The sequence below is a fragment of the Gracilibacillus ureilyticus genome (assembly GCF_900111195.1).
Lineage (GTDB): Bacteria > Bacillota > Bacilli > Bacillales > Amphibacillaceae > Gracilibacillus > Gracilibacillus ureilyticus.
Map to the genome: position 1 here is coordinate 89,894 of NZ_FOGL01000017.1, position 24,301 is coordinate 114,194.

21 protein-coding genes, 1 pseudogene and 1 other annotated feature are annotated in these 24,301 nt (G+C 37.6%); of the genes and pseudogenes, 18 read left to right on the forward strand and 4 right to left on the reverse strand.

The window, feature by feature from the left end; all coding sequences use genetic code 11:
- The first annotated feature begins 37 nt into the window (after positions 1-37).
- The 9 genes from BMW36_RS15570 (at position 38) to BMW36_RS15610 (ending at position 8,536) form a co-directional block, all read left to right on the forward strand.
- On the forward strand, positions 38-1,606 hold the full coding sequence (locus tag BMW36_RS15570) for a tetratricopeptide repeat protein (RefSeq protein WP_089742779.1): 1,569 nt from the start codon (positions 38-40) through the stop codon (positions 1,604-1,606).
- Positions 1,607-1,722: 116 nt separating this feature from the next.
- Entirely contained in the window at positions 1,723-2,394 is a 672-nt protein-coding gene (locus tag BMW36_RS15575; RefSeq protein WP_175480490.1) for an HAD family hydrolase, read from the forward strand.
- A 123-nt stretch (positions 2,395-2,517) separates the two neighbouring features.
- The gene (locus BMW36_RS15580) at positions 2,518-3,279 is read left to right on the forward strand and encodes a PAS domain S-box protein (protein WP_089742783.1); all 762 of its coding nucleotides are present in this window, start codon (positions 2,518-2,520) and stop codon (positions 3,277-3,279) included.
- Between the two features lie 133 nt (positions 3,280-3,412).
- Entirely contained in the window at positions 3,413-4,879 is a 1,467-nt protein-coding gene (locus BMW36_RS15585) for an alkaline phosphatase family protein (RefSeq protein WP_089742785.1), read from the forward strand.
- A gap of 88 nt (positions 4,880-4,967) precedes the next feature.
- Complete coding sequence (locus tag BMW36_RS15590; protein ID WP_089742787.1) at positions 4,968-5,225, forward strand: HPr family phosphocarrier protein; 258 nt, start codon at positions 4,968-4,970, stop codon at positions 5,223-5,225.
- 89 nt (positions 5,226-5,314) lie between these two features.
- Entirely contained in the window at positions 5,315-6,352 is a 1,038-nt protein-coding gene (locus tag BMW36_RS15595; protein WP_089742788.1) for a serine hydrolase domain-containing protein, read from the forward strand.
- 19 nt (positions 6,353-6,371) lie between these two features.
- Positions 6,372-6,764 (forward strand): VOC family protein, encoded by a 393-nt coding sequence (locus BMW36_RS15600; protein ID WP_089742831.1) that lies wholly within the window; start codon positions 6,372-6,374, stop codon positions 6,762-6,764.
- A 21-nt stretch (positions 6,765-6,785) separates the two neighbouring features.
- Positions 6,786-7,589: a DUF1835 domain-containing protein gene (locus BMW36_RS15605; protein ID WP_089742790.1), complete on the forward strand. Its 804-nt coding sequence runs from the start codon at positions 6,786-6,788 to the stop codon at positions 7,587-7,589.
- Positions 7,590-7,672: 83 nt separating this feature from the next.
- The gene (locus tag BMW36_RS15610; RefSeq protein ID WP_089742792.1) at positions 7,673-8,536 is read left to right on the forward strand and encodes an AraC family transcriptional regulator; all 864 of its coding nucleotides are present in this window, start codon (positions 7,673-7,675) and stop codon (positions 8,534-8,536) included.
- A gap of 479 nt (positions 8,537-9,015) precedes the next feature.
- On the opposite strand, the gene BMW36_RS15615 is transcribed toward BMW36_RS15610, so the two are convergent.
- Positions 9,016-10,716 carry an ABC transporter ATP-binding protein gene (locus BMW36_RS15615; protein WP_089742795.1) on the reverse strand — a complete coding sequence of 567 codons (1,701 nt, stop codon included), beginning with the start codon at positions 10,714-10,716 and terminating at the stop codon, positions 9,016-9,018.
- On the reverse strand, positions 10,709-12,469 hold the full coding sequence (locus BMW36_RS15620) for an ABC transporter ATP-binding protein (protein WP_089742797.1): 1,761 nt from the start codon (positions 12,467-12,469) through the stop codon (positions 10,709-10,711). The genes BMW36_RS15615 and BMW36_RS15620 overlap by 8 nt, the downstream gene beginning before the upstream one ends.
- Before the next feature lie 273 nt (positions 12,470-12,742).
- Here BMW36_RS15620 and BMW36_RS15625 point away from each other — a divergent pair, with 273 nt between their 5' ends.
- From BMW36_RS15625 to BMW36_RS15640, 4 genes are all read left to right on the forward strand, one after another.
- Entirely contained in the window at positions 12,743-13,174 is a 432-nt protein-coding gene (locus BMW36_RS15625; RefSeq protein ID WP_089742799.1) for a GNAT family N-acetyltransferase, read from the forward strand.
- Positions 13,175-13,189: 15 nt separating this feature from the next.
- The gene (locus BMW36_RS15630; RefSeq protein ID WP_089742801.1) at positions 13,190-13,810 is read left to right on the forward strand and encodes an NUDIX hydrolase; all 621 of its coding nucleotides are present in this window, start codon (positions 13,190-13,192) and stop codon (positions 13,808-13,810) included.
- 73 nt (positions 13,811-13,883) lie between these two features.
- On the forward strand, positions 13,884-14,576 hold the full coding sequence (locus BMW36_RS15635) for a hypothetical protein (RefSeq protein WP_089742802.1): 693 nt from the start codon (positions 13,884-13,886) through the stop codon (positions 14,574-14,576).
- Between the two features lie 16 nt (positions 14,577-14,592).
- Entirely contained in the window at positions 14,593-15,774 is a 1,182-nt protein-coding gene (locus BMW36_RS15640) for a S41 family peptidase (protein ID WP_089742804.1), read from the forward strand.
- 108 nt (positions 15,775-15,882) lie between these two features.
- Here BMW36_RS15640 and pflA read toward each other — a convergent pair whose 3' ends face one another.
- Positions 15,883-16,614: a pyruvate formate-lyase-activating protein gene (gene pflA / locus BMW36_RS15645; RefSeq protein WP_089742805.1), complete on the reverse strand. Its 732-nt coding sequence runs from the start codon at positions 16,612-16,614 to the stop codon at positions 15,883-15,885.
- A 67-nt stretch (positions 16,615-16,681) separates the two neighbouring features.
- On the reverse strand, positions 16,682-18,934 hold the full coding sequence (gene pflB / locus BMW36_RS15650) for a formate C-acetyltransferase (protein WP_089742807.1): 2,253 nt from the start codon (positions 18,932-18,934) through the stop codon (positions 16,682-16,684).
- Between the two features lie 302 nt (positions 18,935-19,236).
- Here pflB and BMW36_RS15655 point away from each other — a divergent pair, with 302 nt between their 5' ends.
- From BMW36_RS15655 to BMW36_RS15675, 5 genes and pseudogenes are all read left to right on the forward strand, one after another.
- Positions 19,237-19,488 carry a hypothetical protein gene (locus BMW36_RS15655; protein WP_089742809.1) on the forward strand — a complete coding sequence of 84 codons (252 nt, stop codon included), beginning with the start codon at positions 19,237-19,239 and terminating at the stop codon, positions 19,486-19,488.
- Between the two features lie 38 nt (positions 19,489-19,526).
- Complete coding sequence (gene adhE, locus BMW36_RS15660) at positions 19,527-22,124, forward strand: bifunctional acetaldehyde-CoA/alcohol dehydrogenase (protein WP_089742811.1); 2,598 nt, start codon at positions 19,527-19,529, stop codon at positions 22,122-22,124.
- Positions 22,125-22,306: 182 nt separating this feature from the next.
- Complete coding sequence (locus BMW36_RS15665) at positions 22,307-22,606, forward strand: TIGR04104 family putative zinc finger protein (RefSeq protein WP_089742813.1); 300 nt, start codon at positions 22,307-22,309, stop codon at positions 22,604-22,606.
- Between the two features lie 61 nt (positions 22,607-22,667).
- Positions 22,668-22,883, forward strand: a binding site (T-box leader).
- A 47-nt stretch (positions 22,884-22,930) separates the two neighbouring features.
- Positions 22,931-23,955 (forward strand): annotated as a pseudogene (gene argS, locus BMW36_RS15670) (arginine--tRNA ligase); the annotation flags it as partial.
- Between the two features lie 146 nt (positions 23,956-24,101).
- Positions 24,102-24,301, forward strand: a 200-nt coding sequence (locus BMW36_RS15675) for a helix-turn-helix domain-containing protein (RefSeq protein ID WP_175480491.1), incomplete at its 3' end; no start/stop codon positions are given.

Sequence of the window (24,301 nt, forward strand, 5' to 3'; positions counted from 1 at the left end):
ATTATAATGATGAATGTTTACTTGAGGAGGTTTATCAATGGAAAATGAAAAGGAAAGTCGCTGGTTATCTTTTTTGTCACAGCCATCCCATACTTTTGAGATTTGGCGTGAGAAACAGATAACAGTACTGCAATTATTATCTCTGTCAATGGGATTAGGGTTCATCAACTTACTAAACCGTTTTTATATCGCTGAGATGGGCGAACACTTTTCTGTCAGTGCACTCATTATTTTGGCTATGATCTTCAGTCCATTAGTTGGTTTTATCGCAATAAAAGTCGGAGCTTTTTTTGCAGAGAAAATCGGTCGTCTTTTTAAAGGAAAAGCAACCTACCGGCAAATGGAAATAGCGGTTGGCTGGTCTTTATTACCGTTGATGTTATTAATCCCGTTTTGGATAGTAGAGATAATTTTATTCCCGGATATTTTTACTTCAGAGTTGTTTGTTTCTATGACAGAAAAGGAAGCATTACTATTTAATATAGTTTTATTTTTTGAAGTAATTCTTTTTGGTTGGAGCTTGCTGATTTTTGTAATTGGTTTTTGTAAATATCATGAGTTTTATAAAATGAAGCCTGTTGTCTATGTTGTTCACACAATGGCTTTCATCTTTCTCTTATACAACTGGGGAAATGGTGCTGTGCAGATATATGACACTGTTCAATACAATAAAGCAATTGAAGAAGAGGACTATGAAACAATTCTGACAAATGCAGAAACAGATTTAGAGGAAGAACCAGCAGACCTAACAGCATTAAATAATAAAGCATATGCATTAATCAATGAAGGAAACTATGAAGAAGGCCTGGAGGTCGTCAATGAAGTTTTAGAAATTGAACCGGACAATGATACTGCTTTAAATAATAAAGGCTGGGCATTAAACATGCTGGGAAGAAATGAGGAAGCATTGACAGTAATTATGCAGGCTATCGCTATTGAACCTAACGAAGCATATGAATATATTAATCTGGGAAACATTTATTACGGATTGGGAAATTACCAGTCGGGTATCGATGCATATGAAACAGCTATTGATTATGATATTTCCGAAGATACCGCTTCTGCTTATTACGGGTTAGGGATAACCTATTATGATTTAGCAGAGTATGAAAAAACGATTGATTATATGGAAAGGTACCTGACATATTTACCTGAAGATATTGATGCATACTGGGTGATGGCAAATGCTTACGATTTTCTTAATAACCAGACACAAGCGTTGGAAATGCTTGATCACATACTAGCGATTGATCCGGAAAACGTTGCTGTTCATACATATAAAGCAGATCTCCACCTCTACTATGAACAGATTCAGGAGGCTGAGATAATGTATCAGAAAATTATCACAGACTATCCGGAATATCCGGATGGCTATTACGGAATGGCTGCAATTGCAGCATATAACCAGAATACAATAGACGCCATAACAAATTTAGAGATCGTGTTAGAATATGATCCGTATTACTTTGAAAACGCACTATATGATGTGTTTTTTGATAATATTCGTGAAACAAGCGAATTTCAGGCATTGGAAGCAAAATACTATGAAACTGATGGATTGTATGAAGATAGCGGGCTTGGTGATGAATCGGTTCGATATGATTAAGATAGTGTCCGGGCAAATCGCCCGGACACTTTTTTGATAGATTCCTTGGTTAGATAGTCTGATTTAAGGAATAATGTGTTAATATGGAAGATATTAGAGGTGAGGAGGGTTCGAAAATGGTTAAAGCAATTATCTTTGATTTTGATGGATTAATTTTTGATACAGAGACGTTTGAACTGGAGTCTTTTCAACAATTATATCAGAAATATAATATCGAATTTCCAATCGAATCATGGCTTAAAGGAATCGGCAGTTCATTGGCTTTTGATCCGTACGAGCAATTGCTTCATTGTATACCGAATATAGACCGGGATACAGTCAGACAGGAGAGAAGAAAAGTATACAAGGAATTAATTGCAGATCAATTACCCCGTGATGGAGTAGTGGATTATTTAAAACGTGCAAAACAGCTTGGTATAATGACTGCAATTGCTTCCAGTTCCAGGAGAAGCTGGGTTGATGAGCATTTAGATAAACTAAATCTGACCGACTATTTTGATGTAATTTTTACTGCTGATGATGCGGAAGAAGTGAAGCCGGCACCAGATCTTTACCTCAAAGTGCTGAACCATTTTCATATTACACCTGAAGACGCAATTGTTTTCGAAGATTCTCCAAACGGTTCTCTGGCTGCAATAAACGCAGGTATTTCTTGTGTAATTGTACCGAATAAAACAACGGCAGAACTAGCATTTGATAAGAGAGTAGCCCTAAGGATGAAATCGAAAAATGAGAAGTCACTTGATGAAGTTTTGCATGAGATCGGGATTTTTCATGGGGAAACATAATCCATCTGTATAACAGAAGGGATTGATATTGCCCGGGAAATGAACGGCTGTTAAAAGAATTTAATCGTGATCAGAGATTCTTATGGATGTGTGTGTTACACTGAATGAAAAGGAGGGATAATTGTGACGGATAACATATCAGCGATAGATTATCGTGAAGTGATGGAATATTCGCTTGATCCACTTATCATTCATTCAGATCACAAAATTATATATATTAACAAGGCTGCGGAACAATTATTTATGACAGTGAAAGAAGCTGTTATCGGAGGCAGCCCACTGGACATTTTCAAGGAAACATCGAAATCTTCCATTAGAAAGAGAATAGCAGGTGCCTACTCGCATCCAGCAGATGTTATTGAAGAAACAGTATACAGGATGGACGGAACCGCCGTAGATGTAGAGTTATATTGTCACCCGCTTATAATGGGAGAGACGAAGGCAATACAGACATACATAAAAGATATCACTGACCGCAAAAAGCGGGAAGCCCTGCAAAAGGAAATGGAAACAGAAATCAATGAATTGTCAGCAACAATTGTTCCGGTTGTAGAGGAAATCGGTGTGCTGCCATTAGGAGGGAAAATCGATCAGGAAAAAGCTGCACAGCTTTTAGATTTGGTACCAGTTAAAGTGCATGAACAGAACATCACCTATTTAATTATTGATTTTTCAGGAGTTTACACATTAGATAATGTTGTCATAGATTCTCTTTTCAGGATAAGCAGTGTGTTAGCAATGCTTGGTGTGAAGTCCATTATTACCGGATTAAGAGCCGAACTAGCCGTAGAAGCAACGAGCCAGGGTATCGATTTATCCCCATTTACAACAATGGCGACAGTTAAAGAAGCACTTTCTTACCTTGGCCTTAATGTAAAAGCATAAGACAGGGAGAATGACTCTCTGTCCCCTCCTTTTTGAATTCCCCGTATTTTCCCCATTCGCCTCCCTTTAAAAAGTGAAACCATTTCCAAATTCATTCGTATACGTTATATAAAAAAAGAGATGGAGTGACTTAATGGAAGATTTAAAGAAAAAATTACAGCCATTTATCCCTGGTAACCCAGAGATTGAAATGGTAGATGAAGAATACTCATGTCAAATAGTAAATATACTCACAAAAGAAGTTTACGGAACTATTGAGCTGAGCGAGGATGGGAAATTTGAAGGATATCACGCAGAAATTGATTATGAGGAGGAAGAATCTGTTGTAGATATCTCTGTTCCTGCGCAAGTAAAAGAAATGCTGAGATTGGCACAGTTATTTGTGGAAACATTTGTAGATAGAGAAGTACATTTTAGTGTATTGTGTGAATTTGCGGAAAATAATTATATGATTTCTTACGAGGAACGCGATCCAAAACTTGGTCTGTTTATCCCAAATACAGGATGTTCCTTATATTTTACAAGAGATGCAGCCCTTAGGTCAGCTTCTATTGGACAAACTGACATTGTGTTAGAATATCCATCTCTACAGATCACAAAGGATGAGGCGAAAGAAATCTTGCAAGCTTCTGGTTATCTCCAGCTTTCTATCAATCTGCCTGGTCATGGAGAGGACCGCTTTGGTGAGGCAGAACTGATATATCGTGCAAAGGATGAAATAGTGGGAGTCACTGTTGATGGCAAATTAGATTCGATTTTGGAGTTTATGGGAACTAAAGAGCCTCCCGTACATGATTTAACTGAGGTCCATCCGTCAGAGACAATGGAGGAGATGCTGAATGTACAAAATCACTTAGTGAGAAAGGCGGGAGAAGATCAATCCGTAATCTGGGTAGATCCGGCTGTTTCCATAAATGAGGAGGAAGAAGAAGCTGTTATCTCCATTTACAACGGGGAAACAGGCCATTTTAGCTATTCCAACCTTCCATTTGAACAGAATGAGGAACTTTCTGAGTTATCTAGAGAAAACATGCAAGAAAGAGCGGTTGAGTATCTTGAATTGGTCGTTGGAAATGTCCATGAGAAATATGTTCTGGAGGACCCAGATGATTTTAGTTCGGAACAGGACTTTTTAAAAAATATTGAAGAAACATCAGATGGAGAAGAAATCGAAGTAGTCGTACACGATCAGGGGGAAGAATGGGAAGATTACCCGGAAGCAGAACCAACCGTAATGTTCAGATTTTACAGAGTGCATCAAGAAATGAGATTATTAGGATATGACGCACATGTCCATATAGGCGTTTATTCGGGAATCATACGTGAATGTTCAATTACTTTCCTGACGAATAAGCAAATAGAAAGCCTTAAACAGCTAAGCACTGTTCCATCTTTCTCGATGAAAGTAGCAGAACAGCGTTTTTTTAATGAACTGGAAATGACCTTAGTTCGTGCCGTTAAAAGTTTGGATGATCCAAAAACATATACACTCTCATATCTCGTCGAGTTTCCGGAAACAGGTGGGCATATTGAGAAAATGAATGCACATACCGGTGTAGTCTCTTACGTCGATACCGGCATTATAAAGGAAAGTGAGTAAACCTTGGCGGGGGGATTTTCTCTTCCGCTAAATTTTACTGATACAGCTTCTGATTTTGGATATAATATACAAAAAAGGAGCTGATTATATGTATGTAAAAGATATGACAATAAACAGGGCGCTAGGACCAAAAGGGATGTCCGATCTGACGAATTTAGCGCAAAACTTTGAGAGTGATGTGAAATTACAATTCAATAACTATCATATTGATGTGAAAAGTATTTTAGGTTTGCTCTCCCTTAATCTTGTACAGGGTTCAAATGTAACACTCACAACGAGGGGCTATGATGATAAAGATGCACTGAATGCCATCAGTGAATACTTACAAGTCACAGTGCCGCGATAGGGATAATGTCTTTACAAACGTTTTTTTTAAAAACAGAACATATATTCCTTTTTGTATGGTATAATCATCCAAAAGAGAAGGATGATTGGATGAAGAATTTCATTGATAAGATGGAGAAGCTTTCAGAAGTTTATACTGTTAATGGATTGAGTCTAGCCGTAGTTCGTTATAATGAGGTGACAGAGGTAAAGAATTACGGAGTTCTGGAAAAAGGGACTGAAAGATATGTGAACAGTCATTCACTTTTTCACGCCTGTTCGATTAGTAAATTTGTAACTGCATTGTTGGCAGTAAAATTAACTGATCAGGGATTTTTTGATTTGGATGAAGATGTAAACAGAAGACTTAGCAGCTGGAAGATCCCTGATAACAAATTTATGAAGGATAAGAAAGTAACATTACGAAACTTGCTGTCACATCAATCTGGTGTGACAGACCCTGAAGGTAGTTTTATGGAAATGAAGGCGGGTGACCTGACTCCATCTATTACTGATATCTTAGTAGGGAAGACAGGATATCATAGAGATTCGGTTACTGTAAAATACAGACCGGAAGCTGAATTTCATTATTCTGATGCTGGATATTGTGTCATTCAGCAAATGCTGGAAGATGTAATGGGCCGTTCATTTAATATGTTAATTGATGAATATATCTTTCAGCCATTATCCCTGAACAATTGTACATATAATACGCGACCTGCTGAGAGGAATTTTGCTTATGGCTATAATAAAGAAGGGGAAATGGTGATGGGCGGTTACCCGAGATATCCATATCCTGCAGCTTGCGGTCTTTGGACAACAGCATCAGATCTAGCTCAATTAATGGCAGAATTAATGAATGCGCTTAAAGGAAGAAGTAAAATAGGGATATCTGAAAAAAGTGCACGGGAAATGATCAGCCCGCAATTTGAAAGAAACTGGACCGGTTTAGGTGTTTTTCTTGACCATTCTAAAAAAGAATTGGAGATCACATCCCTTGGCTGGGGTTCTGGTTTTCAATCAATAATGGTCTCTTTTCCGGAAAAAGAGACTGGATTCGCTATTATGACAAACACTGATACAGGGGTTCATCAATTGGAAGGTATAATTGGAGAAATTTATCGTGATTTTTGTTTGGCATATCTATGAAAATGGAGGAGGAAGACCTGTGAAACATAAACTGGAGCGAGTCGGAACGAATTATATACCTGTTCGTAATGTGGAGGTGTCGGCAGCATGGTATGTGGAGAAACTGGGAGGGGAGCTTAGTTATAAGGATGAAGACAAAGCTATTATTAATCTAGCAGACCAAAGTTTCTTCCTTGTTCGAGCAAAGGATCACCAGACTGCTAATTTTATAGATAAACATGGGGAAGAGCAATTCAGCCTAACATTTGAAGTGGATGGAATGGAAGCATTAGTAGAAATTCATCAGGACTTTATGGAGGCTGGAATTATAGTGGGGGAAATAGAAAATAGAGGGCATGCTGGAAGGAACTTTGTTTTTCAAGATCTGGACGGTAATAAATTTGATGTATGGAGTGAACTTGCCCGTAAATAGGCTAAGAAATGGGGGAACTAAATGATTCATCTAGTGTTTGGCGGGGCTGCAACAGGCAGTTTAACATACGCCTATCGTAATCATGATGATAAGGTAATAGGGTTTCCGATTGATTTTTCTTTGGGACCGATTAAAGATATTCATAAAAAGAGCGGAATCAATCATTATTTTAACTGGCTGCATACGACTTATCATCCAATGTGGAATAGTTTTCAAAATGATCAATCCATTTATACAGAATCCCTGCAGGAACTATTGGAGATAGACAATGGAGAACATGTCACCATCTGGACTTGTGAAAATGCTTCGGAACAAACTGGGCTGCGAATCTGCTGCAGTATATTGAAGGGGAAGAACCTAAATCTGAGCTATATTAATACATATCAGGCAATGCATGATTTTACCAAAAACAAAGATATTAAAATAGATATTCGCCAAACCGGGGAATGTAACTCAGAGCAGCTCAAATACTTTTATGATCATTATAAAAAACCACTAACTGATAAGTTAAAAGGAGAATACGCGGAAGAAGGGGAAAAATTACTTAATAGTCAAGGGATTGTCCGTTCATGGCAAAAGGGTAAGATTATTGACGACAAGCAAACAAGGGATGATCCTTTTATATTGGAGTGTGTAAGGAGATTGCAAAGAGAGGATGAGTTTATTCAAGCGGTAAAAGTTATTGGGGAAGTGATAGGTCATACAGAACAGCCACTATTTGATGCCTGGATTGAATATAGAATACGGTCTCTCATCCATTCGGGTCAATTAGATTATGAAGGAAGCCTTCAATCAATGCGAATGTATCATATAAAAGTGAGTTGAGGAGCTGTCATAAGAACGCACAGAATGACAGGAAAATGATTGGCTGAAGGGTTAAGATTGTATTGGGAAGGGAGGTTGCGGGCTTGGAAGGACTAAAAAGAATGAATAATACGATTCAATATATTGAGGAGCATCTTGATCAAAAAATAGATATGAACACACTGGCGGGGGTTGCTTATTTATCAAAATTTCACTTCCAGCGGTTATTTCATATGATTACAGGTGTTACGGTCGCTGAATATATTCGGAAAAGGAGATTAACACTGGCCGCACAGGAGCTGATTGCATCAGAATCAAAGATTATCGATCTTTCGTTAAAGTATGGTTATGAGACACCAGAATCCTTTTCGAGAGCTTTTCGTATCGTACATGGTATGAGTCCTGCCCAGGCACGGAAAACACCTCATCAGTTAAAAGCATACCCGAAGCTTTCCTTTCACATTCAATTAAGAGGAGAAGAAGATATGAATTACAGGATTGTAAAAAAAGAAGGCTTTAAAGTGGTTGGAAAAGAGATTAGAACATCAACAAAGAATGAAGTAAACTTTAAAAGAATCCCAGAGTTTTGGGAAGAGTTAAATGGAGATGGAACGGTAAAAAAACTGATCGAACATTCAGGAGAATTAGGAGTATTGGGTATTTGCATGGAATTTGCTCCTCAAATGGATGAACTTACTTATGTTATTGGAATTGAAAAACCAGAGGAAGAACCAGTGGAAGGGCTGGTAGAAAAAGAAATTCCTGCAGCAGCCTGGGCAGTATTTAAAGCAGTTGGTCCGATGCCTGGGGCAATTCAAAAAGTGTGGAAACGTATTTTTTCAGAATGGTTTCCCTCAACAGGATATGAGCATGCAGATGCTCCAGAACTTGAGGTATATCTGCCAGGAAATCCGAACGACGAAGACTATGGCAGTGAAGTATGGATTCCAATTATTGAAAAGAAATAAAAAATGTGGGGCAGGAAAACTGTCCCACGTTTTTTTTAGGAAGATGATACATTTGGTTTAGTTTCTAACATCAGGACGAAATCTCAATCGCTGGGAGCAAAGATTTGGTGGTGATCTGTGGATCAGGACGAAATCTCAATTGTTGATAGAGGAGATTTGGTAGTGATTGTGTGATCAGGACGAAATCTCAGCCGTTGAGAGCAAAGATTTGGTTGTGAACGTGTGATCAGGACGAAATCTCAGCCGTTGAGAGCAAAGATTTGGTTGTGAACGTGTGATCAGGACGAAATCTCAATTGTTGAGAACAAAGATTTGGTTGTGATCTTCACATCATGCTGAAATTTTCACAAGTGGTGTAGGCAATTTATGAAAATTCCTGTTTTATTAAGCGCCATCTACTGTTGAATACAAATGCTAATTAGTCCACTGTACCATCTTGTCTGCTGATTCGGTAATCAGATTTCCTGCTAAGTATCCAGTTAGGAGATGGAGAGTTCTCGGTATTTTCCATTCGTTTTTAACAGTTCGCTGTGTGTGCCACTTTCAGCAATCTTTCCTTTATCAATCACAAAGATGATATCTGCATTTCTGATTGTTGACAAGCGGTGGGCGATGATGATCGTTGTTTTCCCTTTTCGCAGTGTGTCGATATTTTTCTGGACAAGATGTTCTGTTTTCATGTCCAATGCAGATGTGGCCTCATCAAGGATTAGTATTTCTGAATCTGCTAGAAGTGCCCGCACTAAAGCAAGGCGCTGTTTTTGCCCGCCTGATAATTTTATCCCGCGTTCCCCCACATTGGTATTATAGCCTTTAGGTAAAGTAAGAATAAAATCATGGATCTGCATTTTTTTACATAAATCAATTACTTTATCTTTAGGGATAGCTCTGCCCATCAGCAGGTTGTTTATTATTGTATCAGGGAACAAATAAGGTTCCTGGAATACAATTGACACTTTCTTTTGCCAGCTATCTCTCGAGATGTTGGAAAGTGGTTGCTGATTGATCATTATTTCTCCATCTGTCGGTTCGTAAAATCGGGTTAGGAGCTGGGAGACAGTTGATTTACCGCTGCCGCTTTCTCCCACAAAGGCAACTTTTTTACCAATTGGAATATCGATATTTAATTTGTTCAGAATTGTTCTTTCATTGGCATCGTATTTGAACTGAATCTTATTCATCTCAATCGTTGAAATGCTTCCATCTAATTTTTGCATGCCATCTTTTTCGTCTTCTATATTCATTACATCTCTGAATCTGTCAACAAAAGCAAAGCTCCGCGACATATTTATGAGGAAATTAAAGACTCTTTGATACGAGACTAGTAACTGGGAAGAGAATTGATAGATAACGACAAAGGTCCCGATAGATAAAGTGTTTTGCATTACACAATACCCCCCGTAACCAAGAACAAGTAAATTAACTGCCCATTTTAATGGCTCTGCTGATAGCATTTGTTTATTCAGGAGCCGGTTTTCTTTCATGATTTGTTTGAAGTAATTTTGGAAAGCTTGGTTGTATTCCTTCTTTTCATAGGATTCTCTGTTGAAAGCAATAACTTCCCTTGATGAAGAAATTCCTTCTTCCATAAAAACGATCAGATCAGACTTCATATTCGCACTTTCCCGTTGTTCCATTTTCAGCTTTGGTCCGTAATATTTGCCAAGGACAATATAAAATGTACTAATTACCATAATTCCGATTAATATTGGCAAATTGTTAAATCCAATAATGATACTGATAACAAGGGCGCCGAACAGATCCATTATTCCCATAGGAAATGCACTGGCAAATGATGAAGAGATCTGATTCACATCATTAGTTAAATTTTGGACATACTTCCCAGTGCCGTACTGATGAAAGGTATGAACATTGCTGTGATGCAGTTTTCTCATTATTGTATTCAGCATGATGGTGTGAAGCTTTTGCTGACCTTTGATCCTTACTTTGGCTGCATATAAGTGCAGTATGTTATAAAATACCGCAATAAATGCTAAACCAATTAATAAATAAGGCAGGAGGTTGAAGTCTCCATTAATAAATACATCATCAATAATGAATTTCTGCAGACCAGTTAATGATAACTCAGCAGCTTTTTCAATCATTAATAAAATAATCGTATATGTAAGTATTCCTTTTATCCGTCCTGTATAACGAGAGATCCATTTTAGGTTACTCAATTAATACACCTGCTTTCTGTGCAAAAGGGCTGCTGTGTTTCATTAATTCCTGATAGCTCTCGATTTCAACGTTCTTCCCGTCTTCCATCATGATAATCCTGTCATAATTCTCAATTGTTGATAACCGGTGTGCTACCGCTATGATTGTTTTTCCTTCCAATAATGTGTCAAATGCAGACTTCACTTCTTTTTCACTAAGATTATCTAAGGAAGATGTAGCTTCATCTAGTACAATGATTTTCGGGTCTTTCAATATCATTCTTGCAATTGCCATTCTTTGTTTCTGTCCGCCGGAAAGTCTGATACCACGGTTGCCAACTACTGTTTCATAACCGTCTTGCAATTCTGATATAAACTTGTGGGCATTTGCCTGCTTGCATGCCTCGACTATTTCTTCATCCGTTGCATCAGGATTACCGAATTTGACATTTTCTTTAATGCTTTTATTAAATAAGTAGGTATCCTGAAAAACAAAACCAATGGAATCTCTAATTTGGCTTAGAGAAAGCTTAGAAAGCGGAACTCCTTCCAGAAATACAGTCCCTTGCTGCGGATCATAAAAGCGCCCAATTAATTTGAGCAAAGTAGATTTTCCATTACCTGATTTTCCAACAATCGCAATTTTTTCGCCGGCATGTATAGTAAGGTTAAATCCTTTTAAAATGTTTGGCATTGATGGATAGCCAAAATGTATATCGCGAAATTCCATGTTGCCGCACACTTTTTCCAGTATAACTGGGGATTTGCTTTCTTCTATTTCTGGTTTTTCATGGACAAAGGTAAATAACTGTTCCGCTTGGTTCATTAAAATTGTCTGCTCAGAAATATTTGTCACGATTACGGTCATGTACCTGATTACTAGAAAATAATAGAATGTCAGGGCTACAAATTCTCCGATAGTTAGCTGATTGTTCTGGATTAATACAGCACTGTAAGCAAATATTGCGACAGCACCGAAGTAGATGGTGACACGTCTTACTAATCCTCTGGCATAGTTCATCACTAATTGTTTCATAAAGTCTTTGTGAAAAAGGGAGAGTTTTTCTTCTGTAAGAGCCAAATCCCAATTCTCCCGGTTATTAGCTTTTAACTCCAGCAATCCGGAAACGCTGTCATAAATTTTCTTGTTTAACTGATTGCGGGACTGTTGCGTCTCCTTTGCGTATACCGCTGCTTTTTTTTCAAAATATGGTCCAATTAAATAATAGGATAAGAAAAATGGAATGATTAATAAGCAAAGTTTCCAATTAATCGAAATCATAAAAGCTGCGGTTATTATTAACACAATCGAATTAATAATGATTGCAGGGAAATATCTCGAGTATATCTGCTGAACAGCAATTACTTCACTGCTGAATAATGAGAGGGTTTTGCCGATTGGTTTTCTTTCATAATAAGCGAAGCCCAATTTTCTAAGGTGGGTAAACAAAGAGGTTTGCAGATCCTGTGCTGCTTTTTCCTGAATAATTCGTTGGAGAGAGTTTCGTAACATCATCGCAAGAAACATAATAACAAGAAAAATACTAAAAATTGCGAGAATATTAACCAACTGACTGGTTTGCTCGTTTGGGATAATATGGTCAATTAAATACTGGACACCCTTTGGGATGGACATTTCGACACCGACAGCTATCAGACTGCAAACGATAAATAAGAAAACCTGCCAGCGATATGGTCTCAAATATGAAATGATCCACCAATATGTTTTTAGTGGTGGAATACTATTCTTCTTTCTTCTGTTTTTATTGGTCATAAGCAACCCCTGCCATTCTCTTTTTATGCCAAACTATATACTGATTATAGGAAGATATTGCCTTCGAATCAATCATACTTTTTTGCAATCATAGTTCAGTAGGAGATCTTCGACGGGGAATTCGCAGTCTGAAACATACAGCGGGAAAACGGAGAAGGCAAAAATTTATTAATTTTTTTTAGCAGAATAGAGATAATTTTAGGTAATATCATTGGAATATTATGTTAGTATTAATGGTGATATCAATTGCAGGCTTAAACTGGAGGGAAAGAGATGAAGCCAATAATAAAGGAAATGAAAACAGATGAGGAGATACTATCCACTTTTCCAACAGTAAAACAGCTTCGACCACATTTAACAGAATATGAGTATATTGAAAAAATTAATAGATTACAAGCTAGCTATGGTTACCATATTGTTGCTGTTATCGACGATAAAGAAGTAAAGGCGGCCGCTGGATACCGAATTACTGAATCGTTGGCATGGGGGAAATACTTTTATTTAGATGACTTTATTACACATGAGGCGAGCAGACGCAACGGTTACGCAGGTATCTTATGGGATTGGCTAATTGATCAGGCAAATGTAAATAACTGTGAGCAGTTCCACTTAGATTCAGGAGTTCATCGACATGATGCGCACCGTTTTTATTTGAAAGGCGGGTTAGACATTACCTGTCATCACTTTCAGATGAAACTAGATTGAGAAGGAGTGAATAGATTGGAACAGGAGTTATTAAAAATATTTGACGATAATAAAAAGGAAGTCGGGGTTGCTTCCCGTAATGAAGTACATCAAATCGGATACTGGCATGAAGTGTTTCATTGCTGGTTTGTCGGGAGAGAGAATGACATCAGTTATATTTACCTTCAGCTAAGAAGTCCGGTAAAGAAAGATTACCCTGGCCTTTATGACATAACAGCAGCAGGGCACTTACTGGCAGATGAAAATGTGGAAGATGGTGTTAGAGAAATTGAAGAAGAGTTAGGGGTTAAAGTGAATTTCCGTGAATTAGTTTCATTAGGTGTTATTGATTATATTGTGACAAGAGAAAGTTTTATTGATAAAGAAATTGCGAACGTATTTTTATTCAAAACGAATAATAGATTGGAAGATTTTCATTTACAGAAAGAAGAAGTAGCAGGAATGGTAAAAGCAAAATTTTCTGACTTTGAAGCATTGTGGAAAGGAAAGATCAACCAGATTAAACTAAGCGGATTTTTTGTAAATGAAATGGGTGAAAAGCACTTGATGGAGGAAACTGTTGGGAAAAACAGATTCGTTCCACATCAGGAAATTTTTTATCAAACAGTTATTGAAAAGATAAAGGATCAGCTGTAAAACAAGCTTATAATTCGGGTTACTTTTTTAAAAAATTAGTAAATGTTTTAGAGAAGAGTTAGGAGAGAATATCATGGATCGAATTTATTTTGTAGACAATCCCTGGCCAAATGGTCATCGAATTACCAGTTTTCATTGGGAAGCCCATTTTAAATATGAAGCAGCAGACGAGAAAAGGAATGGACTGTATTTTGATTTACATATAGAAACTGCTGACTACTATGAAGAGGACATTGATGATGAAGATGATGAAGACGAGGATGATGATGGGGGAGACTGGCAGGCAAAGATTGTCTGGAACAATTATCATAGATGTACTTTGTCGTCACAAGAGTGGGATAATAAAGGTTTTCTTGTTGAAAGTGAGCATTCTCCATTTGATCTGACAGCACTTGACGGAAAAGAATATGCTGTGGATTTTTTAACACAGAAAGAGCTGGAAAATCCTGATCTCAACAAGACCGCCTTTGATGTATATTTACTTGGTCATGATGCTTCTGCTTTTCATTCAATTCATTTTACTAAGATAGAGGGGGAGTGCTATCGGATTGACTGGAAAGGTAAATTGGCACAGGCGTATGTAGGCGATTATGAGTTTAAATATGATTTCCATACAACTATTTCTTCTGCGGTCTTTAACGGGATATATATCCCTAAGGAAATATCGGATAAACAGGCGTATGAGTTTCTCGAGCGTTTCGTCCAGATGCCGGAGTTGTTTGAAATGAACTGGCGAAATAGGGAACGGAGATTTATGATCAAGTAAGGGAGGGGCATTTTTTATGGAATCTGCTATTTCACAATCTATCCACATTGAAGAAAGACTCTTTATCCTGTCAAAAGCTTATGAATCCGTATCCAAATATTTTGCACATTGGGAGGACTCTAAGATTGCATTGGAAGATTTAGATACCTATTTTCCGCAGTTCATTAAACGAGTTCTCGAGACAGAGAACAGACTGTCCTTTACCCAGCTGATGCTTGAATTCCTTGCCAAGTTAAATAACAGACACACCATATATTTTGATTTATCAGCAACTGCCCTGATCGATTGGGATGATACGGAAAATATTCTGCCAATTGGATTTTCGTTTGAAAACATAAAAGGGGAATGGATCGTTACTGAAAGCTTACTGAACGGCCTGACACCAGGTGACCAGATTCTTACGATAAACGGTCAGCCATTCAAACAGCTGGTGGGTGACTTTTCCAAATATCTGCATGAGTTGCATGATCTTTATAGGACAGGAAGATTAAATTTATTGTTCCCTCTTTTCATGCCGGCAGAAAAATATAGTGTAGAATTCTTTGATAAGGACAATGTGAAAAATCAGATCGAAGTTAATCCATATAATATCGGTAGAAAAGATGTGATGACAGAAGGACGATGGCTGGTACATGAGAAAACTGCCTATATAAAGATTCCTTCTTTTCAAAAACCAAAATATGAAGCAGATGCTGTTGATTTTGTTGGTCGATTTTTTTCAGCCAAGTCTATTATTCTTGATTTGAGAGGCAATAAGGGAGGGAGTACACCTGCATCATTAATTAAACTCTTAATGAATCAGCGATGGCGATCTTATGGGTTAAAAACAGCAACAAAGGAATATCAGCCTGTATATATTGAACCGGACAAGAAGGCGTATGGTGGGGAGCTGATTCTTTTAGTTGATCGAGATACAGGCTCAGCTGCAGAAGATCTAGTCGTTCCTTTTAAGGACAATGGCAGAGCGAAAATAATTGGTGAGAGAACATGGGGCTCAACTGGACAGCCTTATATCTTTGAAAAGGGTGAACAGAGGTTATGTATTGGTGCGGTGCGGGCAAGTATGCCGGATGGCGGATTGTTTGAAGGGATAGGGATAGAGCCGGATATACGTGTAAATAAGAGAAGGGAAGATTTTTATGAGCGAATAGATCGTTACATAGAAGAAGCTCTTCGATTGAGTCTAATACAAGGATAAATTGCTGTACTATTCTAATAAAACAGAGGGGGAGATTTTTTTAGCTTTTCCTAAATAAAAAAGAGGAGCCGTTTCCGGTCTCCTCGTCGATCTCCTAAAAATGACTAATCATACTATCTGTAATATTTTCTCAGCATTCCGTACTCTCTCTGCTGTTGGCGGTTCGATTCCTTCTAGTGGATAAGGTATGCCTAATTGTTCCCATTTATAAATGCCGAGCTTGTGATATGGTAATACTTCGACTTTTTCCACATTGGGAAGGGTGTCAATAAATGCTGCTAAATCTGTTAATGCCTGATCTTCATCACTAATTGAAGGGACTAGTACATGTCTTATCCAGACAGGTACTTTTCTTGAGTCAAGATATTTTGCGAAACGTAAAATATGCTGATTGGTCATTCCTGTTAGTGCTTTATGTTCTGTCTTATCTATATGTTTTAAATCGAGCAGGACAAGGTCTGTTACTTGCATTAGCCGATCTAATTTTTCTACATAGTACGGGGAGGATGTAAAGCAGCCCCCGCAGCTGTCTAATGTTGTATGAATTCCGTTCTTTTTCAGTGTTGTAAATAATTCAATGAGAAAGTCTATTTGCAATAAGGGCTCACCCCCGCTTACAGTAACTCCTCCACCAGACGATTGGAAAAAAGGCAAGTATGAGTTAATGTCTTCGAATAATTCTTCCACTGTTATTTCTTTGCCCTCACTCCTGTTCCAAGTATCAGGATTATGGCAGTATTTGCATCTTAATAAACACCCTTGCATAAATATTACATATCGTAAACCAGGTCCATCAACGGTACCACACGTTTCAACAGAATGTATCCGGCCATTCATCATACTCACCTCTTCTTTATTTTTGCCTAATTATTCTCTGCGTACGTCTGTTTAAATCTTCAATTATATATTACATAGATTCATGGAATGTACGATTAATAACATCAATTTGCTGTTCTCTAGTTAACTTGATAAAGTTCACTGCATAACCTGAAACGCGAATGGTAAGCTGTGGATACTTTTCAGGATGATCCATGGCATCCATCAGTGTTTCCCTTTCAAATACATTGATATTTAGATGATGACCCCTTTTTATGGCATATCCATCTAGTAAACCGACTAAGTTACTGACTCGAACTTCCTCTTCTTTTCCTAATGCTTTCGGTACAATGGAGAAGGTATTCGAAATTCCATCTAATGCATATTCATATGGCAGCTTTGCAACAGAACTTAATGATGCAAGTGATCCTTTTGTATCCCGGCCATGAAGTGGATTTGCTCCTGGTGCAAAAGGCTCTCCGGCTTTTCTTCCGTCAGGAGTGTTTCCGGTTTTCTTTCCGTATACTACATTTGAAGTAATGGTTAAAATAGACTGTGTTGGTGTAGCATTCCGGTAAGTTTTATGTTTGGCAATTTTATTCATAAATGTTTTTACAAGGTCTTTTGCAAGCATATCAACTCTGTCATCGTTGTTACCGTATTTCGGATAATCACCTTCGATTTCATAATCGACTGCTAGGCCATCTTTGTCACGGATTACTTTAACTTTGCTGTGTTTAATGGCACTTAATGAATCAGCTACAACGGATAATCCCGCAATACCGCAAGCCATTGTTCGGAAAACTTCTCTGTCATGTAAAGCCATTTCAATGCGTTCATAGCTATATTTATCATGCATATAGTGAATGACATTTAATGTATTGACATAAAGTCCTGCCAGCCAATCCATCATTTTGTCGTACTTTTCCATTACTTCCTCAAAATCTAAATATTCTGATGTTACCGGTTTATTAGAGGGACCTACTTGTATTTTCAGTTTCTCATCAATTCCCCCGTTGATGGCGTATAATAAAGCTTTTGCTAGGTTGGCTCTTGCACCAAAAAACTGCATCTGTTTTCCGATTCTCATTGCCGATACACAACAGGCGATACCATAATCATCACCATATTCTTCCCGCATTAAATCATCATTCTCATACTGAATCGAACTGCTTAAAATAGACATTTTTGCACAGAATTTTTTGAATGCCGTTGGTAATTTTGTTGACCATAATACAGTTAAATTCGGTTCAGGTGCTGGTCCTAAATTCACTAATGTGTGCAGAAAACGGAAAGAGTTCTTTGTTACTAAAGGTTTACCTTCCAACGATATACCGCCAATGGACTCAGTTACCCATGTAGGATCACCACTGAATAATTCATTGTAATCAGGTGTTCTCGCGAATTTAACTAATCGTAATTTCATGACAAAATGGTCAATTAGTTCCTGTGCTTCCACTTCGGTTAAAACGCCTTCATTCAGGTCTCTTTGGATATAAATATCCAGGAAAGTCGATACTCTTCCTAAACTCATTGCCGCTCCATTTTGCTCTTTAATTGCTGCAAGGTAAGCAAGATAAAGCCATTGTACCGCTTCCTGTGCATTAACGGCAGGTCTGGATAAATCAAATCCATAGATATTTCCTAATTGTTTTAACTCTCCTAATGCTCTGATTTGCTCAGCCAATTCTTCCCGGTCGCGGATGACTTCTTCTGACATGATACCATTGCCGCCGATAAGGCTTGCTTGCTCTTTTTTATCCTCGATTAAGCGGTCCACACCATAGAGAGCAACACGTCTGTAATCTCCAATAATCCGGCCTCTCCCATATGCATCTGGCAACCCTGTTACAATACCTGCTTTTCTGGCTAACAGCATTTCTTTTGAATATGCATCGAACACGCCTTGATTATGTGTCTTCCGGTAATCTGTGAAAATTTTCACAAGATTGTCGTCAACTTTATATCCGTAAGACTCTGCAGCTGCTACCGCCATTCTTATTCCACCAAAAGGCTGCAAGGAACGTTTAAAAGGTTCATCTGTTTGTACACCGACTATTTTTTCCTTTGTCTTGTCTAAATACCCGGCATCATGAGAGGTAATTGTAGAGACAATCGCTGTATCCAGATCATAAACACCGCCATTTTCCTGCTCTTCCTTCGTTAAGTTCATCACTTGTTTCCACAATTCCAGTGTAGCATCTGTAGCATCTGCTAAAAATTGCTCATCTCCTTCATATAAAGTGTAGTTTCTTAGAATAAAGTCCCTGACATTTACTTCTTCTTGCCATCTTCCAGTTAAAAACCCTTTCCAGCCTGATTTGATCTCTTCTGCAATTTTCATGAAAATTGCCTCCTTTTAAGTTTGCTCAGTAATGATCAATATCTCTACTTAAGTATAGTTCAAAGTTAAGATGTTGTCATGTGAAATATTGAACAAATACAATTATTTTATTTCTGTATTCATAGAATGGACACATTTTATTATTCGGTATTTATATGATGAGGAGTGATATATTTATAATGAAGAGAATGATAATTCTAATCATCAATTGTGAAATAGTTCACAAATTTGACAAGGACTTTTTCACTTTTATCTGCTATGCTATATGTGTAGAGGAATTAAAGGAAAAGGAGGTAATACGGATGATCTTTTATGAGTGGATTGATTTTAAAACAGATACCAATTTTTATACAAAGGAGACTTTTGAAGAAACGGTTAATGATACGTTTGAAGCGCTGCTGTTTGAAAATGGGAAGGACTATCCAGCTATTGTCTGGACAAGAAACTATGTTATTTTACTGAAACCTTCCACACGTATGTATCAGGACATCACCTTCCATAAAATAGCACGTCATCCAGCCGCAGAGGAAGAGAGGATGCATTTTGTTAGTTAAGTATGCTCAATATTTCACAAACTTAGGAGGTCTTAAAGATGAGTACACCTACAATGAAAAAGCAGGTAAATGTGCAAGCTCAAATTGATCAGAAGGTTGAACAAGGCAAACAGGCTTTAGCTCATATGAAGGAATTGGACCAGGAAGCAATTAATGAGATTATTAAGCAGATGGCACTTGCAGGATTAGATGCGCATATGCCTTTAGCTAAAATGGCAGTTGAGGAAACAAAACGGGGAGTATATGAAGACAAAATCATCAAAAATATTTTTTCAACAGAATATATTTATCATAATATCAAGTATGATAAAACAGTTGGGATTATTAATGAGGATCCGCATTCTGGAGTGATAGAAGTCGCTGAACCAATTGGTGTCATTGCTGGAGTAACACCTGTAACAAATCCAACATCTACCACAATGTTTAAAAGCTTAATTGCAATCAAAACCGGTAATCCAATCATATTTGCTTTTCACCCATCTGCACAAAAATCCAGTGCAGAGGCTGCGAGAATATTATATGAAGCGGCTGTTAAAGCTGGGGCTCCGAATCACTGTATTCAATGGATCGAACAACCAAGTTTAGAAGCAACTCAGGCCCTGATGACTCATAAGGATATTGCACTTATTTTAGCAACAGGCGGAGCAGGCATGGTGAAGGCTGCTTACAGTTCTGGAAAACCAGCCTTAGGTGTTGGCCCAGGAAATGTACCTTGTTATATTGAAAAAACGGCTGAGATTAAACGATCAGTTAATGATCTGATTTTATCTAAAACGTTTGATAATGGAATGATCTGTGCGTCTGAACAGGCAGTAATTATTGACAAAGATATTTATCAGGCAGTGAAAAAGGAAATGCTTGATAATTCTTGTTACTTTTTGACAGAAGAAGAGAAAAAGAAATTAGAAAAAATCGCAATCAATGAACAAGCTTGTGCAGTTAATGCTGATATTGTTGGAAAGAGTCCTGTGATGATTGCGAAAATGGCCGGAATCCAAGTGCCTGAAAATACAAAAATACTTGTAGCAGAATTAAAAGAGGTTGGACCGCAAGAACCGCTTTCCCGTGAGAAGTTAAGCCCCATCCTTGCTTGCTATAAGGTAACGGATTATAAAGATGGTATGAAACGATGTGAAGAAATGCTCGAATTTGGCGGTCTTGGACATTCTGCCGTAATTCATTCTAATGACCAGGAGATTATTAAAGCGTTCGGCAGACAATTAAAGGCAGGCCGGATTATTGTAAATACTCCATCTTCCCAGGGGGCTATTGGTGACATCTATAATGCGTATCTACCGTCATTAACATTAGGCTGCGGTTCTTATGGAGGGAACTCTGTATCAACCAATGTTGGTGCCATCCATTTAATCAATACAAAGAAAATTGCCAAAAGGAATGTTAATATGCAATGGTTCAAAGTTCCGCCAAAAGTATATTTCGAAAAAAATTCCGTTCAATATTTAGCAAAAATGCCAAATATCACAAAAGCTTTTATTGTGACAGACCAAATGATGAAAGACTTAGGATATGTTGACAAAATTCTCTACTATTTAAGAAAAAGACCGGATTATGTACATTGTGAAATTTTTACAGAGGTAGAGCCTGATCCGTCTAAAGAAACAGTAATGCGCGGTGCGGAAAAAATGAAGAAATTTAAACCAGATGTTATTATTGCTCTTGGTGGAGGTTCTGCGATGGATGCTGCTAAGGGAATGTGGTTATTTTATGAGCATCCGGAAACAGACTTTGACGGATTAAAACAGAAATTTTTGGATATCCGCAAAAGAATTTATAAATATCCGAAACTTGGTAAAGATGCTCAGTTTGTTGCGATACCGACAACATCCGGTACAGGATCAGAGGTTACTTCTTTCTCTGTTATTACAGACAAAGAGAACAATATTAAGTATCCTTTAGCAGATTATGAACTAACACCAGATGTGGCTATTATTGATCCGCAGTTTGTGATGACAGTACCTCCAGCAGTTACTGCAGATACCGGTATGGATGTATTAACACATGCAATTGAAGCATATGTTTCAAATATGGCTAATGATTATACAGACGGATTGGCGATCAAAGCAATCCAATTAGTTTTCGAATATTTACCAATTGCTTATAAAGATGGTAAGAATGAAAAGGCGAGAGAGAAAATGCATAATGCATCTACGATCGCTGGTATGGCTTTTGCCAATGCGTTCCTTGGTATTAACCACAGTTTAGCACATAAACTGGGAGCTGCATTTAATATTGCACATGGTCGTTCTAATGCCATTCTTTTGCCGCATGTTATCAGATATAATGCGAAAAAACCAACAAAATTTGTTTCATTTCCTAAGTATGAATACTTTGTCGCTGATGAGCGCTATGCAGAAATAGCGAAAGTACTGGGGTTGCCAGCACGTACAACTGCCGAAGGTGTGGAAAGCTTAGCTAAGGCTGTAGCAGATCTAGCGAAGCAGCTGAATATCCCAATGAGTATTGAAGCAAATGGGATAAATAAAGAAATGTTTATGAAACAGGTGGATCAATTAGCTGATAAGGCATTCGAAGATCAATGTACAACTGCTAATCCTAAACTGCCGTTAGTAACCGAATTAAAACAGATCTATCTTGACGCATTTAAAGGAATATAAAACTTGCACAAAACCTGTTTCCGGTATAGAGACAGGTTTTTTTATTGAATGAGGTTATATATTCAGTTTTCGTTTAGAAAAAAAGAAAAGAATGGGTTTATATGTTAGAATTGAGATGAAATGGATTATTTTATTAATTACTATGGAACGCGCTCAAATAATATTTTCTATTAAAGGAGGAGATGATGAAACTTCCAATCTGCCCGAAATGCAACAGACAATTTACATGGAGAGAAGTTAATAAAGATACTTCCTTTTTATTATGGCGCCCGAAGTTAGAATGCCGAAACTGTGAGGGAGTGTTTAAGTTAACGATCCGATCATATGTGTTAGCATCAGTAGTAAGGATTCTTCCTGTGCTGGTTCTCGCTGTCCTGATGAATTATGAACAATTATCCAAATTCCCAGCATTGTTGATTTTTCTTCTGTTATTAGGCTTTATTATTTATATGGAACCGTATTTAGCAAAAATAAAGACTTAATATTATTGCTTACTCTATTGCAATTTTTAAAAGAATGGATATAATAAGAAACAATATAATTTTAACATCGATGACAAAGAGAGTAGTTATTTGTTCGGAAAACAGCGAGTCAGGAATGGTGGGAGCTTGACCAAGTGACAAATAATGAAACGCACTTTGTAGATGTTTAAACCTGAACAGAAGTAGGGTAAGCCGGGGGCAGCCCCGTTATCAATGATAGTGGTTTTTTTAAACAAGTAGAGTGGTACCGCGGGCTAATGTTACCCCCGTCTCTTTTCATATGGAAAGAGACGGGGGTTATTTTATATATAAAGGAGAATGGAAATGGATTATAAAAGTATTTTTGCTGAAATTTGCATGAACACCTAAATGGTATGTTGGAAAAAATTGAGCTGGAAGAAATGATTGAAAAACCAAAATACGAAAATATGGGGGATTTAGCTTTTCCTTGTTTCACATTGGCAAAGATATACCGCAATTCCCCTCAGGATATTGCTCTCGAATTGAAACAAAAAATAAAAATACCTGAGTTATTTGAACATGTGGAAGCAGTAAATGGCTACGTTAATGCCTTTCTTAGTAAATCAACAGTTTCAACAACTATAGTTAATGAAATTATCAATAAAAAAGAGAGTTATGGGGATCTGAATATTGGTAATAATCAAGTCATGACGTTCGATTTTTCATCTCCGAATATTGCAAAACCTTTTTCTATGGGCCATTTGCGTTCAACCGTAATTGGCAATGCTTTAGCACTTATTGCAGAAAAATGTGGTTATAAAGCAGTAAGAATTAATCATCTCGGTGACTGGGGAACACAATTTGGTAAGTTAATCACTGCCTATAAGAAATGGGGCGATGAGAGAAATGTTAAGGATAATCCAATAAAAGAATTACTAAAATTATATATTCTGTTTCATGAAAAAGCAGAACAGAATGAATTATTAAATGATCAGGGAAGAGAGTGGTTTAAACGATTAGAAGACGGCGATCCGGAAGCATTACACCTTTGGTCATGGTTTAGAGAGGAATCCTTGAAAGAATTTTCTAAAGTATATGATCTGCTTGGCGTAAAATTTGATTCATTTGATGGAGAAGCTTTTTATAATGATAAAATGGACAAAGTTGTGGAATTACTTGAGGAGAAACATTTATTAAAAGAATCAGAAGGGGCCAAAATAGTTGAGACAGATGGTAACTTACCTCCATGTCTGATTCAGAAAAAAGATGGAACAACTTTATATGCAACCAGAGATCTGGCTGCAGCAATTTATCGTCGTGAAAAGTACCATTTCGCTAAGTCAATCTATGTGGTTGGACATGAACAGTCACTCCATTTTAACGAACTTCCGACAGAAGTCTCCCTCTTCAAGCGTGTGAAGTCCGTAGTCCAACGGTAAGGGGGAGATGAATGTCGGTTGGGAGATATCCCAAAGGAGTTGTTTTTATCGAACTTATGTTCTATAATGAGGGTGAGAAAGGGAGGTGATTGGATGTGACGAAACTTAACAAGGCATATAAGTTTCGATTGTATCCAACGGAGGAACAGGCTTTGTTGATGCATAAAACCTTTGGTTGTGTTCGCTTTGTCTATAACAAAATGTTAGCGGAACGGAAAGCAATGTATGACAACCTAAAAGATGATAAAGAAGCTTTAAAGAAAGTGAAGCATCCTACTCCTGCCAAATACAAACA